We start from the raw sequence: 16571 nt of genomic DNA, 5'->3' as shown, positions 1-16571 counted from the left end.
AGGTAATGATATGCCCCTAAAGTTAACCATTTAGGCTGCATATTCAAGCGTTGGTTTACGCTTATGATAATGTTTTTTAGGTTTTGGGGTTTGAAGTGAATCTGTTTTGGGTTGTTTTTTTTCCCTCCTGAAATCCCATGGCGGGGTAGGGTTGGCATCCTGCCATAAACCAAGCTTATTTTCACGTGCCTGTCGTTCCAATGCGGCCAGTTCGGTGTTTTTGGAATAGGCTTTGTATTGCCAGGCATAGCCGTTTTTTACCAGCGTGTAATTTACATTTGTACCGTTGATTAATACTACTTGCGCTACTGTACGGCCGTAGCGGTCATGCTCGTTCCCGATTAATTTTACCTCTTTACCAAAGCATAGGTCGGAAGTGAATTTTTTAGCCGCCTGCCCAAAGGCCTGTGATTTTTCGGGACAGTCAATCTCAGCAAGTCTAACGGTAACCTGTTGGTTATCGCTGCTGAGCAAACCTAAAGTATCACCATCTTTTACCTTCACAACTTTATAAACATCGGCATCGGGTTGTTTGGTGTTGTTAGGGTTACAACCCCATAACACCAAAATAATAAACAAGAGGGCGGAGTATCTTTTTAGCATGTGGTAAAAGTGCAGATTTTTTTAAAGCTGACTAAGTATTATTAACAAACGTCATTGCGAGGAACGAAGCAATCCCCGATTAGCAGATCCGCTCTGTATAGTTCGCGATTGCTTCGTTTCTCGCAATGACGAGTGGCGATATTATTTCCCATGCAAACTAAGCGCGTTCCCATCGGGATCTTTAACGGTGGCAAACCTACCCCATGGCGTTTTTTCTGCATCGCCAACTTCCAGCCCTTTGGCCTTTAGTTCTTCAATTTCTTTATCAAGGTCGTCGGTTTTAATTACAAAGCCACGTACACTGCCCGCCGGCATTTCCGGAAACCAATTTACAAGAGTGATAGAAACCGGCGAGCCGGGAAATGCCATCTGGATCCAGGTTTGTTTTTCGAAGTTGCCTCAACTATAATTTCAAATCCTAATTTAAGGTAAAAGGTCTTGGCCGCTTGCTGATCGGTTACCGGGATGGAGAGAATTTCAATTGCTTTCATTTGCCTGGTGGTTTATAATGGTTGGCTTAACCCGGTTGAATGTCGAATTTATCTTTGAAATATCACAACAATAAAAATATTTTTTTCATCGCTGTTGCATCGTTTTTCGTAATTGAACACGATCTTTAAAACATAATCAGCCTGTTTTTTATTTAAGCAAAAATGCCTGCCATCGACCAAAATTTTTACTCCGATTTGAAAGTGAACACTATACCGCTTGGTGAGCTTTTTATTAAAGAGGAGTTGTTTAACAATGTACCTGCCGACTGGCATATCATCATTACCGATATTAAAGGAAGTACCCTTGCCGTAAGCAGTGGCCAGCACGAAAATGTTAATTTCGTTGCTACAGGCAGCATTGTATCCGTACTCAATATAGCTTTCAAACACAATATAACGATACCGTTCTTTTTTGGGGGCGATGGAGCAACGTTTATTGTGCCAGGGCCTATTGTTGACACGGTTATGAAGGCCCTGGTTTTATATAAGGACAATACCCGCAAAAACTTTGATCTTGAATTGCGCACCGGTATTGTGCCTGTTAAACAAGTTTATGACGAAGGTTATAAACTGTGTATCAGTAAATACTGCACAACCGGCAATTTCACCATCCCGGTAGTTTTGGGCAACGGCTTAAGTTATGCCGAAAAAGTGATAAAAGGCCGGGAGGGAGAATCTTTCGATTATATGGCGCAGGAAGACGAACTCGACCTGACCGGGATGCAGTGCCGCTGGGACAAGATCCCTCCACCCGAAAATAGCGAAGAGGTGGTATCCCTGCTGGTAGTGGCCCGGGAAGAAAATAAACAGGCTGAAATTTTCAAAAAAGTGATCTGTTATATAGATGAAATTTATGGGGATTCTGAAAAGCGGCAGCCGATCTCTGTTCCAAAATTGAAACTTAAATCAACTTTTGATGGGTTGGGACGCGAGTTGAAGGTGAAGCTTGGTAATGTAAAAGTGATGGAATTGCTTAAAGACTGGATGGTGATGCTTTATAGTTATATCTGGTTCAATACCAAAAAAGGGAAGCATTATTTGAACAGGCTGGTTGAAATGTCGGATACCTTGGTTATTGACGGAAAGATCAATACGGTAATATCTGGCACATCGGCCCAGCGAAAAAAGCTGCAGGAAGTATTAATCAAATTGGAAAATAATGGAGAGTTGTATTTTGGCTTTCACGTAAGCCGCGAATCGGTAATGTCATGCTACGTGCGCGACCTGGAAGATGGCCATATTCATTTTGTAGATGGATCGGAAGGAGGATATACCAAAGCGGCAAGCTTTATTAAGAAGAAGCTGGCGGGATAGTTATAATGTAATTACTTAAATATCACATAACATATCCTTAACTTTACAGACTGTAAAACTAAATCCCATGAGCAAATTCACCATACCTGATAAGGTGCTGTACGTATGTGTAGGCAGCAAATGCGGAAAACGTGGCGGCAAGGATATGTACAAACTGGCCAAAGCCTATATTAAGCACTATAACGGTCCCGAAGAAATTGAGGTAATTGAAACTGAATGTACCGATAGGTGCAAGTATGCCCCGATATGCAGTATCCAGCCCGGCAATACCTGGTTAAAGGAATATCACGCTAAGGATGTTTTGAAGCTGATGGATTTGATCAAGTAACCTCTCCCAAACCCTCTCCAAAGGAGAGGGCTTTTAAAAGCAAATGCATAAAAAAAGTCCCTTTGCCATAGGAAAGGGACTTTCTTATTATAATCTTCTCCAAAGGAGAGGGCAGGGTGAGGTTTTACGCCTCACTGTCATATTTTATCTGACCAACATGTTTGTCAATTTGCCACCTGCCGGTACCTTCTTCGCCGATAACTTCGAATAGTTCCAGTGCACGACGCGCTTTGTATTCTTCTTCACGTTGTTCTTTCAGGAACCAGTTCAGGAACTCCATAGTAATAAAGTCCTGCTCTTTCATGCAGCGTGCATAAATGTTTTTGATAGAGTTGGTTACGCTGATCTCCTGGTCAAGGGCCTCTTCAAATACTTCACGGAATGAATTATATTCTTGTTTAATGCCGGTAACTTCCGGAGATACTGCGCTACCACCCATATCAAGGATGTATTTATAAAATTTCAATTGGTGATGACGTTCTTCGTCTGCTTGTTTAAAAAAATACTCAGATGAAAAATCATAACCATTGCGGTTGCACCATGAAGCCATGGCTAAATATACTGATGAAGAAAATGCTTCTTTCTTAACTTGCTGGTTTAAAAGCGCTTCGATATCTGATGATATCAGGCTTTTTATGCGGAGTAGGTCTTTCATGATCTATCTAAATTTAAACGTTATATGCCTTATTGCATGAAATTATAATGCAATAATAATGCTGTTAAAGCATATTAGTTTAATTTAAAATCAATATGAAATTAATCTAAATTATATTGAGAATTGGTCTAAATTACAGTGAGTTACTGAACAGACGGTCGTGGATGATGTGGTTGAGTTCCAGCATAACAAAAGTGCCTTCCAAAAGCTCTTTCAGGTTGATGATCTGGGCCAGTGAAAGTACATAGCAATGATCGCAGGCGCAGATGAAAATGATCTCTACATCGGGATCAGTAGTAGTATTAAGCAGCTTTTCTTCAATGTCGATAGCATAAACTGCCTTGCGTAACTTTAGGAAATTACGATGGTCAAACCTCGCTACTTTACCGGCGAAATCAACATACCAGCAACGCTCCGCATCGCACTGGTAAACTGCACCTGTTTTGGTGCTGAAAACGTCTGTCCATAAAGTTAGTTCGGTGGTCGCAATCATATAACGGTTACAAATATTGGTATTATTTGTAATCAATCCAAATAAAGATAGAAAATAATTTTCAACACGAATGATTAGCATGCCACCCACAATTTATTCGAATTACACGAATTGCGCTGTATAAGCTGATTGGATTAATTCGAGTTTAGAAATTTTTAACACGAATGCTTAGCGCTTTGCGAGCAATTACACGAATTACACAAATCATAGCATATAAGTAATTCGTGTAATTCGCCCTAATTCGAAACAAATTAGTGTGAATTATTTTTTTTCCATACAAGCAATTAATTTTATTATAAATTTGGAACGCGATTACAGGCCAGCCCTTTAATCAACCAATTATCCTTTTATCATTTTTTATATGAGAAAAACCTTACTATCCGTCATGTGCTATATGCTGCTTGCATTTGGCGCAAAGGCGCAAATTCCTGCACTTGAGCGTGTTGAACCTATGTCATGGTGGGTTGGCATGATCAATCCCAACCTGCAGCTGGTGGTGCATGGCAACAATATTGCTACCCGTAATGTAGTGCTTACTTATCCCGGAGTAAAGCTAAAAGCAGTGCATAAAGTCGAAAATCCTAATTATTTATTCATCGACCTACAAGTTTTTTCATCGGCTATTCCGGGAACGTTCCCGATAAAATTTAAAAAGACCGGTGAAAAGGACCTTACTTATAGTTATACACTTAACAAACGCGACAGATCAGCAGGCAGGGTACAAGGGGTTACCAGTAAAGACCTGATCTATCTCATTATGCCCGACCGCTTTAGCAACGGCGATGCTGCTAACGATTCATTTGATAACCTGCGCGAACGTGGCATCCACCGCGATTCGATGTTCAGCCGCCATGGTGGCGACTTGCAGGGCATCATGAACCACCTCGATTACCTGAAAAATTTAGGGGTAACCGCGATCTGGCTTACACCCGAAATTGAGAACGACGAGCCTCACGCGTCATATCATGGTTATGCTGTTACCGATTATTATAAGATTGATCCCCGTTACGGCACTAATGACCTTTATAAAAAGTTTGTTGAAAAATGCCATAGCCTGGGGTTAAAAGTGATCAAAGACCTGGTACACAATCACGCAGGTACCGAAGGCTATCTGATACAGGACATGCCGATGAAAAGCTGGGTACACCAGTGGCCTACGTACACTAAATCAAACTTCAGGGATGCGGCAGTGATGGATCCGCATGCTTCGCCAATGGATCGCAAGCTGATGCTGGACGGCTGGTTTGACCACCGTATGGCTGATCTGAACCAGAGCAATGTTTATGTACAAAACTATCTTACCCAAAACCACATCTGGTGGGTAGAGTATGCCGGGATTGACGGTTTCAGGTTGGATACCTATCCTTATAACGAACCTGTTTATATGGCCAAATGGGCAAAAGATGTTAAAGCCGAGTTTCCGAAGCTTTCCATATTTGGAGAAACGCTGGTATGGTCGGCAGCTAACCAGGCATTTTTTACACAGGGTAATACTGTTAACCGGGGCTTTGATACCCAACTACCCGGCGTAACCGATGCCGTTTTAAAAGATGCTATTTACGAAGCCATTAACGGTAATGACGGCTGGACAGACGGCGTTGGTCGCCTATACTCCGTGGTAGCTCAGGACTTTTTATACCAGGATGCTACCCGCAATACGATATTTATGGATAACCATGATATGAGCCGTTTGCTCTCCATGGTAGGTGAAGATGTTACCAAATACAAATCGGCCATGGCTATGTTGCTTACCATGAGGGGCGTACCTCAGATGTATTATGGCGATGAGATCCTGATGAAAAACTACTCCAATCCCGACGGTTTGGTGCGTGAGGATTTCCCTGGTGGCTGGGCTGGTGATAAGGATAACAAGTTTACAGCCGAAGGCCGCAGCAAAAAAGAGAACGATGCTTATAACTATGTAAGCAAGCTGGCTAACTATCGTAAAGTTACCACGGCGCTGCAAACCGGTAAACTAATGCAGTTTGTACCCGAAAAAGGCATTTATGTTTATTTCAGGTATGATGCTCAAAAAACGGTAATGATGATATTCAACAGCAGCGATAAAGAGCAGGAAACTGCTACCGCAAGGTATTTTGAACGCATTGGTGATGCCAAAAAAGCTAAGAATGTGCTAACTGATGAAGTGTTTGGTCTGGATAAAGTTACCATACCCGGCAAGACAACTTTAGTGTTGGAATTAATCCCCGGCGTTACCCATTAAAATAATATCTTAGGGGACTAATTCCCTGTGTTTTACCCAAGAAAATGAATACAATAAAAGCATGCATTTTTGACCTCGACGGTGTGATTGTTGATACCGCCGTTTATCATTATAAGGCCTGGAAAAGGCTGGCTAACTCGCTTGGTTTTGATTTTACCGAGCACCAGAACGAACAACTGAAGGGCGTAAGCCGTGTGCGTTCGTTGCAGTTAATATTAGGCTGGGGCGGTGTTACCAAAACCGAAGCTGAACAGGAACAGCTGGCTACTCAAAAAAACACCTGGTATATGGAAATGGTAAACCAGATGAAGCCTGAAGAGATCCTGCCCGGTGCTAAAGAGTTTTTAAAAACCTGTCGTGCGGTAGGCCTTAAAACGGCACTCGGTTCGGCCAGTAAAAACTCCATGACCATATTGGAAAAAATTGGCATCACCGATATGTTTGATGCCGTGATTGATGGTAATAAAGTAAGCAAAGCCAAACCCGATCCTGAAGTGTTTTTGGCAGGTGCGCAGGCCCTGGGTGTATTGCCCGAAGAGTGTGTGGTATTTGAGGATGCCATTGCCGGGGTTGAAGCCGCCGTTGCCGGAGATATGAAGGTAGTAGGCATCGGCTCGCCCGATGTGCTTACAGGAGCAAACCTGGTTATTAAAGGGTTGGATGAAATGACCCTGGATAAATTGTATAAGTTGTAATGAAAAAAGATATGTCATTGCGAGGAGGAACGACGAAGCAACCGCATGCTGTACAGAGCCGCTCTGTATAGCATGCGGTTGCCACGCTGCGCTCGCAATGACATGTTGGGTATTAAATAAAACGATTTGATGAAAAACTACATAAAAGCTGATGAGTGGAAGATAATTGAAGAAGGCTTCGACGCTCATTATAACAAGATCTCTGAAAGTATATTCAGTTTGGGTAACGGCCGCATGGGGCAGCGTGCCAATTTTGAAGAAGCTTACAGTGGGGATACCCTGCAAGGTAACTACGTAGCCGGGGTTTATTATCCCGATAAAACCCGTGTAGGCTGGTGGAAAAACGGTTATCCAGAATATTTTGCCAAAGTACTTAACGCTGCCAACTGGGTAGGTATTGATGTGGTGTTAGACGGCGAACAGCTCGATCTTGCCAAATGCGAGGTATTCAGTTTCCGTCGCGAGTTAAATATGAAGGAAGGTTACCTGAAGCGCGATTTTCATGCTAAAACGGCATCGGGCAAAGAACTTAAGGTAGAGGCTATCCGCTTTTGCAGTATGGCCGATGATGAAACGGGTGCTATCAAATACACGCTTACGCCGTTAAACTTTAGTGGGGCCATCACTTTAGCGCCTTCAATTGATGGCGATGTGGTGAACAAAGACTCCAACTATGATGAAAAGTTTTGGGACGAGGTAAGCAAAGCTAACCAGCCCGATGGTGGTTACATCGTAATGCGTACCAAAAAAACAGGCTTCGAGGTGGCTACGGGGATGAAGTTCAGTATCCTTCAAAATGGCGAAACTATTGAACCTGCTACCCAAGCTATCGAAAAGGAAAAATATGTAGCTGCTAAAATTGATCTGCAGGCTAAGCAGGGTGAAAGCATTACGGTAATCAAATACGCGGCTAATCTTTCATCCCAAAATTATCAACCCGAAGAACTGGTTGATCAATTAAATGCCACTTTACATCGCATCAGCGCAAAAGGTTTTGACACCATGCTGGCCGAACAAGCTGCTGCCTGGGCCGAAAAATGGAAACATAACGATATCATTATTGATGGTGATGTATCGGCACAACAGGCCATTCGCTTTAATATTTACCAGCTTAACCAAACTTATACAGGAGAGGATGACCGCTTAAACATCGGCCCTAAAGGCTTTACCGGCGAAAAATATGGAGGCTCAACCTATTGGGATACTGAGGCTTATTGTGTGCCTTTTTACCTGTCGACAGCGCCACAAAAGGTTACCCGCAATTTGCTGCTGTATCGCTACAAACAATTGGGTAAAGCCATTGAAAACGCGCAATTATTAGGCTTTAAAAATGGTGCTGCCTTATATCCTATGGTTACCATGGATGGTACCGAATGCCATAATGAGTGGGAGATCACCTTTGAGGAGATTCACCGTAATGGAGCTATAGCATTTGCTATTTACAACTACGTACGTTACACCGGCGATGAGGCTTATTTAGGCGATTATGGTTTGGAAGTGCTGTTGGGCATAGCGAGGTTTTGGTCGCAAAGGGTTACCTGGTCTGAAGATAAGGAGCAGTACGTAATGCTTGGTGTAACCGGGCCAAATGAATACGAGAACAACGTAAACAATAATTGGTATACCAGTACTCTGGCTACACGGTGTATGCAATATACCATGGATGTTGCTGCTAAAGTAAAAGCTGAAGAACCGGCAAAATACGCTGCCTTGGTAAGCAAGATCAGCTTGGATGAGGCATTGGAGTTCAGCAGGTTTAGTCATATTGTAGATAAGATGTATTATCCTTATGATGAAAAGCGTCAGATCTTTTTGCAGCAGGATGGGTATCTGGATAAAGAACAGATCCTGGTAAAAGACCTGCCGGCTTCCGAACGCCCTATCAACCAAAAATGGAGCTGGGACAGGATCCTGCGCTCCTGCTATATTAAACAGGCCGATGTGCTACAAGGGATCTACTTTTTTGAAGACCAGTATGATATAGATACCATTCGCCGCAATTTTGATTTTTACGAGCCGCGTACCGTGCATGAATCATCATTGTCACCGTGTGTGCACGCTATTTTGGCTGCTAAACTGGGAGATGAGGCCCGCGCTTATGAGTTTTACCTGCGTACTGCCCGTTTGGATCTGGATGACTATAACAATGATACCGAAGATGGCTGTCATATCACTTCAATGGCGGGTACCTGGATGGCTGTTGTTGAAGGTTTCGGCGGTATGCGCGTGAGGGATGGTAAACTGGTATTCCAGCCTTTCATTCCCGAAAAGTGGTCGTCGTTTTCATTTCATATCGGTTTCCGTGGCGCATTGCTGAATATAAAAGTGAGCAAGGAAGGGGTGCAGATTAAAAACGCATCGGATGTGGAAACTACTGTACTGATTTATGGTAAGGAGCAATTGGTGAAGGCCAATGATGAATTATTAGTTGAAGCATAACACATGAAATGGGTAATATGCGGAATAATAATAGGCACCGGATTTATTACCGGCAGCTTGTTTTTAATGATAAGCCTGCTTCAAACGCCCCTATTATCATTAATTAGCATTTGGTTAATACTTAGCCTATGGGTTGCCATATTGGTTGCATTAGGTTACCTGGCAATATATTTACTTGAACGTAAGCGCTTGTATAACACGCATGTTGTTATGCTGATACCATGGTTATGGATGCCGTTAATTTTGTTTACGCCACTTTTTATCCGCATAGATAATACCGTTAACATGACAATAGAAATACCTGCTGTTTTAGTTTTGCTTAGTGTTGGCGGGGCCTGGGCGCATAGTATACGTTTACAAAAAGTGGCTTTATGAAACTAAAAACATTATATTTTGCAATTGCGGTATTGCTATTTAATACAAGTTACGCGCAAAAACATCATACAAAAAAACGCATGGAACAAACCACTAATCATAAGCTCATCATATACCAGTTACTGCCCCGCTTGTTTGGCAATACCCAAACGCTTAATAAAACCAATGGATCCATTGAAGAAAACGGCGTTGGCAAGCTTAACGATATCAACGATAAAGCCCTGCAGGAAATCAAAAAGATGGGTTTTACTTACGTTTGGTATACCGGTGTAATTGAGCACGCCACCATGACCGATTATTCGCAATTTGGTATTAAAGCTGATGATCCGGATATAGTGAAGGGCAGGGCAGGATCTCCTTATGCTATTAAGGATTATTACGATATCGATCCCGACCTGGCTGTTGATGTTAAAAACCGTATCGGCGAGTATGAAGCCCTCATCAAACGTACCCACAACAACGGCTTAAAAGTATTGATGGACCTGGTGCCTAACCATGTTGCCCGTACTTATGGTTCGGATGTTAAACCTGCCGGTGTACGTGATTTTGGTGAGGATGATGATAAAGGCAAAGCTTTCAGTGCTACTAATGATTTTTACTATATGCCCGGTCAGCCCTTTGTGGTACCGGCGGGATACAACCCGGGAGGGGATGAGTTTAAAAGCCCGCTGAAGGATGGGAAATTTGATGAAAATCCTGCCAAGGCCACCGGTAATGATGTGTTCAGTGCTGCGCCGTCGATTAATGATTGGTTCGAGACCATGAAGCTGAACTACGGTGTTGATTATATGGATCATCGTCGAGGTCATTTCGACCCGATCCCACCGCTGTGGAACAAGGTTTACGATATCCTGCATTACTGGAGCGAAAAGGGAGTTGATGGTTTCCGCTGTGATATGGTGGAGATGGTACCCATTGAATTTTGGGCTTGGGTGATCCCTAAACTAAAAGCAGAGCACCCCGGCTTGGTATTCATTGGTGAAGCTTATGACAAAGGCAAATACGCTGATTATATTTATAAAGGAAAGTTTGATTACCTGTACGATAAAGTAGGCCTGTATGATGCTATCAAGCGGCTAACCCGTGATGAGCACAACTCATCTACCTGGGAGATCAACGCGGTTTGGAATCACGACAGCAAAGGTATTGACGAGCACATGCTCCGCTTTATGGAAAACCATGATGAGCAGCGCATCGCCTGTAATGATTTTGCAGGCAACCCATGGCTGGCTGTTCCGGGTATGATTGTTACTGCTACGCTGAACACCGGCCCGGTAATGGTTTACTTCGGTCAGGAAGTAGGGGAGCCGGCTCAGGGTACCGAAGGTTTTAGCGGGAATGATGGTCGTACCTCTATATTTGATTACTGGGGTGTGCCTGAGCATCAAAAATGGGTTAACAATCATGAATACGATGGTGCAAAGCTATCTGCCGATCAGCAGAAATTACGCGGCTTTTATCACAACCTGCTTACGGCTGTGCATAAAAGCGAAGCATTAAAGGCAGGCAGCTTTTACGAGCTGATGATTGCTAATGAACACCAGCCGGGTTTTGATACCCGCCAGTACATTTATCTTCGGTATACCAACAATCAGCGTATATTAGTAATAACCAATTTTAACCGGGGCGAACGCAGATTAACTGTAAAGCTTCCTGAAGACCTGTTAGCAAAATTAAACCAAAGCGGCCATAAACAATTTACCGACCTGCTAAGCAGAGCTAAATTCAATACCGATGATATTAAAAACGGTGTTGAAGTAAGCTTGCCAGCTATGAGCGGTATGTTGCTGGAGTTTTAGATCAGAATTTACAGAATTAAAGAATTGACAGAATATAAATCTCCACGCCGTCATTGCGAGGTACGAAGCAATCCCCGATGTACAGAGCAGCTATGCAGGTTCGTCCTGTAAAGTTTGGGATTGCTTCGTACCTCGCAATGACGGGTGGTTGATAATTGTCGTCCGTCCGTAACACTGTGTTACTATACTTTCGAACGGCTGCGGACGCATAATGAATACCTGCTTGCCAAGGCCATCATTGCAGGCTACCAAGCAATGACATGGTGGATGATAGACGAGCTGCCACCAATGAACTATTGAACCAATGAACCAATGAGCAAAAATAAACCAACCATCGCGCAAAAGCCACGATTAAGTTTTTGGCAGATCTTTAACATGAGCTTCGGCTTTTTGGGCATCCAGTTTGGCTTTGCCCTGCAAACAGGTAATGCCAGTCGCATATTGCAAACCTTTGGTGCCGATGTGGAGCATTTGTCGTGGTTTTGGTTGGCTGCACCAATTACAGGCATGATTGTTCAGCCTATTATTGGTCATTACAGCGACCGGACCTGGAACCGCCTCGGTCGCCGCCGTCCTTACTTTTTAACGGGGGCAATCCTGTCGGGAGTGGCGTTATTCTTTATGCCTAACTCATCCATGCTGGCAGCGCTGATCCCGCCTATAGTGGTAGGAGCGGGCATGCTCATGATCATGGATGCATCGTTCAACGTAGCGATGGAACCTTTCAGGGCATTGGTAGCCGATAATCTGCCCGATAGTCAGCACACCACGGGCTTCTCCATGCAAACCTGTTTAATTGGGGTAGGCGCGGTAATTGGCTCTTGGTTACCTTATGTTTTTGCTGAGTGGTTTGGTGTGGGGAAAACAGCCAATCAGGGCATTGTGCCCGATAATGTGCTTTATTCTTTTTATATCGGTGCAGCAGTATTGATAGGTGCTATTTTATGGACGGTGATCCGCACTAAAGAATATCCGCCCGAAGTTTACGCAACCTTTCATGAAAAAGACGAAACGGAATCGGGTCATCAGGGGGGCTTGCTGGAGATTTTCTCCGATCTGGCCAATATGCCTAAAACCATGAAGCAGTTAGGTTTGGTCCAGTTTTTCTCCTGGTTCGCGCTTTTCTCTATGTGGGTATTTACCACCCCGGCAGTTGTTGACCATGTTTATCACATCCCGGCGGGTGATACCTCGTCGTCCGCTTATAATGATGCCGCTAACTGGGTAAATGTACTGTTTGGTGTATATAATTTAGTATCGGCAGTGTATGCACTATTATTGCCGCGCATAGTTAAAAAACTGAGCCGTAAAAAAGCACACGCGTTTTCACTAACTATGGGTGGTTTTGGGCTGATCTCGGTATTTTTTATCTCCGATCCGCATTTGCTGATATTATCAATGGTGGGCATCGGTTTGGCCTGGGGCAGTATCCTTGCAATGCCATATGCAATCCTATCAAGCTCAATACCAGCTAAAAAGATCGGCGTGTATATGGGCATTTTCAATTTCTTTATCACTTTCCCTCAAATTGTAAATGGCATTATTGGCGGGCCAATAGTGAAATATGCTTACAGCGGGCACGCCATATATGCGTTGGTAATGGCGGGAGTTTTTATGTTTTTGGCAGCGATAGCTGTTCTTTTTGTTCAGGATGGTAAGAAAATTCAAATTATTGAGGCTGCAAATGGAATAAAAGTTGGGTAATTGGCACGGTTAATGATTTTTGGTTAAACCATTTGTTGTATATTGCGTAGTAAGGACACTTTATACATATTTGCAGAACCAACTAATTTGTTTTAATGGAAAGTAATACCCCAAATCCAGAGCTGATAACCAGTAAGTTAATTGAAGTAGAAAACTTACTTGAAGAAGAAGAGGAGTTTCACCACCTTAATAACCCTGCCGATGGTATTAAGCCGGTTGTAAAAAAATATCTCGGTGTCCCAAACCATGCCGATCAGTTGGGGAATAAGTTCTACTTTACCGATGGCGATGCCAAAGTTGAAGTTATAGTTGTTACCGACGAGATTATCCGGGTAAGGCTGGCTCCGCACAGCGTTTTCCTGGAAGATTTTTCATACGGTGTACCCAAGCTGCCAACTAAGGCTGCCGGTTTTACCCTGCATGAAGATGAGAACGAGTTTCGCGTATCAACCTATAAAGTGAATTGCCATATCCGCAAAAAGGATTTCTTTATCTCTTTTTCGGATAGCAGCAACCATGTAACCAGCATGGATGCCGTACCGATGCACTGGGAAGAGAACGTACAGGCAGGTGGTTACTACGTATTTTGCACCAAAACCTGTGCACCCGACGAAAGCTTTTTTGGCTTAGGCGATAAACCTACCGAGTTTAACCTGCGTGGTAAAAGGCTTAAAAACTGGAACACTGATGCCTATTCCTTTCAGTGGAACCAGGATCCGCTTTACCGAAGCATCCCTTTTTACATCAGCGTAAATGAGGGCATAGCACACGGTATTTTCTTTGATAATACATTTAAAGCTCAGTTTGATTTTGGCGCCGAAGACAGAACTAAAACAAGTTTCTGGGCTGATGGCGGCGAACTGCAATACTACTATATCCACGGGCCTCACATGATGGACGTGGTAAAAAGCTACCATACCCTAACCGGTACACACCCCATGCCGCCACTTTGGGCGCTGGGTTACCACCAATGCCGCTGGAGCTATTACCCGGAAGCTAAGGTTAGAAAGATTGCCAAAGGTTTCCGCGAAAACCAGATCCCGTGCGATGGTATCTATCTCGATATCGATTACATGGATGGCTACCGCTGCTTCACCTGGAACCGTAAGTATTTCCCCGATCCTAAAAAGATGATCAGCGAGCTTGCTGCTGATGGTTTTAAAACGGTTGTAATTATCGACCCGGGAATCCGTGTGGATGATAACTATTCGGTGTTTAAGGAAGGTAAGGAGAAAAAATACTTCTGCCGCCGCAGCGACGATTACTTTATGGAAGGCCACGTATGGCCGGGCCGTTGCCAGTTCCCCGATTTTACCAATCCCGAAGTACGTGAGTGGTGGGGAGGTTTGTTTGACGAACTGGTACAAATGGGCGTTGCCGGTGTGTGGAACGATATGAACGAGCCTGCTGTATTTGGTGCAGGTACTTTCCCCGATGATGTACGCCACCAGTATGATGGTTACCGCGGATCGCACCGTAAGGCACATAATATTTACGGAATGCAAATGGTACGCTCAACCTACGAAGGTTTGCGCAAGATCATGAAAAATAAACGCCCTTTTACTATTACAAGGGCAGGTTACTCTGGCGTACAACGTTTTTCATCAGTGTGGACTGGCGATAACGTGGCTTCATGGGAACACCTGAAACTGGGGAATATCCAATGCCAGCGTTTATCAATCTCCGGGATCCCATTTTGCGGTACTGATATTGGTGGTTTCAGCGGTGAGCCTGATGGCGAACTGTTTACCCGCTGGATCCAGATGGGTACTTTCTCGCCGTTTATGCGTGCACACTCGGCAGGTGATACCAAAGAGCGTGAACCATGGAGCTTCGGCGAACCATTTACCGCTATCAACCGTAAATTCATAGAGCTTCGTTACCGTTTGATTCCTTACCTGTACTCAACTTTTTGGGAGCATCACCGCTACGGTTTCCCTATTTTGAGGCCGATAGTGATGCACGAGCAGGATACGCAGCTCAACCATTTCCGCCAGGATGAGTTTACCTATGGCGATAAGATATTGGTTTGCCCGGTAATGGAACCAGGTCAGAAAAAACGTAACGTATACCTGCCAAAAGGTAAATGGTACAACTTCTGGACTTATGAGGTTGTTGACGGTGGGCAGGAAGTATCAGTTGATACCCCGCTTGAAACCATGCCTGTATTTATAAAAGCAGGGTCGGTGATACCTGAATACCCGGTTATGCAATACGTTGGTCAAAAGGAAATAGAAGAGGTAAAACTGAATATTTATTACACAGATTACGAAGTAAATTCCTTCCTGTTTGAAGATTACGGCGAAACTTTTGCCTACGAGCAGGATATTTACCTGGAGAAAAAGTTTGTAGTAAACGGCAGCACAAAATCTGTAACTATTGATCAAAGCCTGGAAGGTTTATACACCCCACGTTATGACGGCTATCATTTTAACCTGATAGGTTTACCATTTGCACCATCAAAAATAACAGTAGATGGTAAGAGTGTAAAAGAGTTCCAGATCAACGATGACAAAACAGTAGAGTTTAAGTTTAGCAAAAACTTTAAGCATATTGAGATAAGTAAATAATTGAAAACCCCGGTCCGCCGGGGTTTTTTGTTTGGAATGGTTTCTCTACTCCCGTCATTGCGAGGTACGAAGCAATCCCCGACTATACAGGTAAAACCTGCTAAGTAACGGGTCGCTTCATTCCTAAAAGCAATGACGTTTTTTGTTATTGAAATCCTCACTCCTCAATGGCGGGCTGGTGAATGTTTCCGTCCGTCCGTATACCTGTGTCAAATACTTTTGGACATTGGGCGGACAGTCAGAATAGATGCCGCATCCCTCTCCAAGCGTCATTGCTGCGAGGTACGAAGCAATCCCCAATAAGTAGAGAAACTATACTTTTTTTTAAGCTAACAGAACATTAGAAAATTAAAGAAATATATTTATACCATGGTTATGCAACGCGGTGGATGTATTTACATAGTCACAAATAAAACACATTCAGTATTATACACAGGGGTAACATCAGATATTACCGGAAGAATTGAGGAGCACAAGAACAAAATGTATCCGCAAAGTTTTACAGCAAAATACAATTGCAATAAGTTAGTGTATTACTTTTTCTATTCGCATATAGAAGAGGCTATTGGTGCTGAAAAGGCTCTAAAAGGTAGCAGCAGACAGATAAAAATTGATCTTATCAATCAAATTGAATCCTAAATGGAAAGACCTGTACGAGGATTTAATAAAAGAATAATTAATTGACTTTCAGAGCGGCTCTGTATGTTGGGGATTGCTTCGTGCCTCGCAATGACGAGAGAGAAATTAGCGTTGAGCCTTACTAAGCGGCTCTGTATAGTTCGCGATTGCTTCGTGCCTCGCAATGACGTGGTGGAGAAGGGGATTACAGGATCCTCAGCGTTAGGGATAGTAGCGGATACCGGCCTGTGGCTAATGCCTTG

General features: G+C 43.4%; 14 protein-coding genes. 10 read left to right on the top strand and 4 right to left on the bottom strand.

The genetic code is table 11. The annotated features are described in order from the left end of the window. Nucleotides 1-30: 30 nt before the first annotated feature. Nucleotides 31-603 (bottom strand): thermonuclease family protein, encoded by a 573-nt coding sequence (locus tag AC1DUD_RS09755; RefSeq protein WP_477374065.1) that lies wholly within the window; start codon nucleotides 601-603, stop codon nucleotides 31-33. 141 nt (nucleotides 604-744) lie between these two features. Beyond that, nucleotides 745-972 (bottom strand): VOC family protein, encoded by a 228-nt coding sequence (locus tag AC1DUD_RS09750; RefSeq protein WP_477374062.1) that lies wholly within the window; start codon nucleotides 970-972, stop codon nucleotides 745-747. 284 nt (nucleotides 973-1256) lie between these two features. Between AC1DUD_RS09750 and AC1DUD_RS09745 the strand changes: the two genes are divergently transcribed. Both AC1DUD_RS09745 and AC1DUD_RS09740 read left to right on the top strand, forming a co-directional pair. Further along, entirely contained in the window at nucleotides 1257-2408 is a 1152-nt protein-coding gene (locus AC1DUD_RS09745; RefSeq protein ID WP_477374060.1) for a DUF3095 domain-containing protein, read from the top strand. A gap of 67 nt (nucleotides 2409-2475) precedes the next feature. Then, a complete protein-coding gene (locus AC1DUD_RS09740; protein WP_477374058.1) occupies nucleotides 2476-2736 on the top strand; it encodes a (2Fe-2S) ferredoxin domain-containing protein in 261 nt (86 codons plus the stop codon). Between the two features lie 124 nt (nucleotides 2737-2860). On the opposite strand, the gene AC1DUD_RS09735 is transcribed toward AC1DUD_RS09740, so the two are convergent. Together AC1DUD_RS09735 and AC1DUD_RS09730 are read right to left on the bottom strand one after the other, a co-directional pair. After that, the gene (locus tag AC1DUD_RS09735; protein WP_477374056.1) at nucleotides 2861-3391 is read right to left on the bottom strand and encodes a ferritin; all 531 of its coding nucleotides are present in this window, start codon (nucleotides 3389-3391) and stop codon (nucleotides 2861-2863) included. 133 nt (nucleotides 3392-3524) lie between these two features. Then, on the bottom strand, nucleotides 3525-3884 hold the full coding sequence (locus AC1DUD_RS09730) for a hypothetical protein (protein ID WP_112567494.1): 360 nt from the start codon (nucleotides 3882-3884) through the stop codon (nucleotides 3525-3527). Nucleotides 3885-4245: 361 nt separating this feature from the next. Here AC1DUD_RS09730 and AC1DUD_RS09725 point away from each other — a divergent pair, with 361 nt between their 5' ends. From AC1DUD_RS09725 to AC1DUD_RS09690, 8 genes are all read left to right on the top strand, one after another. Further along, a complete protein-coding gene (locus tag AC1DUD_RS09725; protein WP_477374053.1) occupies nucleotides 4246-6108 on the top strand; it encodes a glycoside hydrolase family 13 protein in 1863 nt (620 codons plus the stop codon). Nucleotides 6109-6152: 44 nt separating this feature from the next. Continuing rightward, nucleotides 6153-6803 carry a beta-phosphoglucomutase gene (gene pgmB / locus AC1DUD_RS09720; RefSeq protein WP_477374050.1) on the top strand — a complete coding sequence of 217 codons (651 nt, stop codon included), beginning with the start codon at nucleotides 6153-6155 and terminating at the stop codon, nucleotides 6801-6803. A 129-nt stretch (nucleotides 6804-6932) separates the two neighbouring features. Next, entirely contained in the window at nucleotides 6933-9242 is a 2310-nt protein-coding gene (locus tag AC1DUD_RS09715; protein WP_477374048.1) for a glycoside hydrolase family 65 protein, read from the top strand. 3 nt (nucleotides 9243-9245) lie between these two features. Continuing rightward, nucleotides 9246-9617 (top strand): hypothetical protein, encoded by a 372-nt coding sequence (locus tag AC1DUD_RS09710; protein WP_477374046.1) that lies wholly within the window; start codon nucleotides 9246-9248, stop codon nucleotides 9615-9617. Then, the gene (locus AC1DUD_RS09705; RefSeq protein WP_477374044.1) at nucleotides 9614-11416 is read left to right on the top strand and encodes an alpha-amylase family glycosyl hydrolase; all 1803 of its coding nucleotides are present in this window, start codon (nucleotides 9614-9616) and stop codon (nucleotides 11414-11416) included. Before AC1DUD_RS09710 ends, AC1DUD_RS09705 begins: the two co-directional genes overlap by 4 nt. A 312-nt stretch (nucleotides 11417-11728) precedes the next feature. Then, nucleotides 11729-13120 (top strand): MFS transporter, encoded by a 1392-nt coding sequence (locus AC1DUD_RS09700; protein WP_477374042.1) that lies wholly within the window; start codon nucleotides 11729-11731, stop codon nucleotides 13118-13120. Between the two features lie 95 nt (nucleotides 13121-13215). After that, complete coding sequence (locus AC1DUD_RS09695) at nucleotides 13216-15690, top strand: glycoside hydrolase family 31 protein (RefSeq protein WP_477374039.1); 2475 nt, start codon at nucleotides 13216-13218, stop codon at nucleotides 15688-15690. 369 nt (nucleotides 15691-16059) lie between these two features. Beyond that, nucleotides 16060-16329 carry a GIY-YIG nuclease family protein gene (locus AC1DUD_RS09690; protein ID WP_477374037.1) on the top strand — a complete coding sequence of 90 codons (270 nt, stop codon included), beginning with the start codon at nucleotides 16060-16062 and terminating at the stop codon, nucleotides 16327-16329. The last annotated feature ends 242 nt before the right edge of the window (nucleotides 16330-16571 follow it).

It is taken from the genome of Mucilaginibacter sp. P4_A11 (genome assembly GCF_056402535.1).
Note: the sequence above shows the minus strand (reverse complement) of the source record. Positions and strands in the feature narration are given on the sequence as shown.

Bases quoted from the DNA above. Each gene is read 5' to 3' on its own strand.
- AC1DUD_RS09725 (WP_477374053.1), top strand. From the start codon at position 4,246: ATGAGAAAAACCTTACTATCCGTCATGTGCTATATGCTGCTTGCATTT.
- AC1DUD_RS09705 (WP_477374044.1), top strand. From the start codon at position 9,614: ATGAAACTAAAAACATTATATTTTGCAATTGCGGTATTGCTATTTAAT.
- AC1DUD_RS09690 (WP_477374037.1), top strand. From the start codon at position 16,060: ATGGTTATGCAACGCGGTGGATGTATTTACATAGTCACAAATAAAACA.
- AC1DUD_RS09740 (WP_477374058.1), top strand. From the start codon at position 2,476: ATGAGCAAATTCACCATACCTGATAAGGTGCTGTACGTATGTGTAGGC.
- AC1DUD_RS09715 (WP_477374048.1), top strand. From the start codon at position 6,933: ATGAAAAACTACATAAAAGCTGATGAGTGGAAGATAATTGAAGAAGGC.
- AC1DUD_RS09700 (WP_477374042.1), top strand. From the start codon at position 11,729: ATGAGCAAAAATAAACCAACCATCGCGCAAAAGCCACGATTAAGTTTT.
- AC1DUD_RS09750 (WP_477374062.1), bottom strand. From the start codon at position 972: ATGGCATTTCCCGGCTCGCCGGTTTCTATCACTCTTGTAAATTGGTTT.
- AC1DUD_RS09710 (WP_477374046.1), top strand. From the start codon at position 9,246: ATGAAATGGGTAATATGCGGAATAATAATAGGCACCGGATTTATTACC.
- AC1DUD_RS09695 (WP_477374039.1), top strand. From the start codon at position 13,216: ATGGAAAGTAATACCCCAAATCCAGAGCTGATAACCAGTAAGTTAATT.
- pgmB (WP_477374050.1), top strand. From the start codon at position 6,153: ATGAATACAATAAAAGCATGCATTTTTGACCTCGACGGTGTGATTGTT.
- AC1DUD_RS09745 (WP_477374060.1), top strand. From the start codon at position 1,257: ATGCCTGCCATCGACCAAAATTTTTACTCCGATTTGAAAGTGAACACT.
- AC1DUD_RS09730 (WP_112567494.1), bottom strand. From the start codon at position 3,884: ATGATTGCGACCACCGAACTAACTTTATGGACAGACGTTTTCAGCACC.
- AC1DUD_RS09755 (WP_477374065.1), bottom strand. From the start codon at position 603: ATGCTAAAAAGATACTCCGCCCTCTTGTTTATTATTTTGGTGTTATGG.
- AC1DUD_RS09735 (WP_477374056.1), bottom strand. From the start codon at position 3,391: ATGAAAGACCTACTCCGCATAAAAAGCCTGATATCATCAGATATCGAA.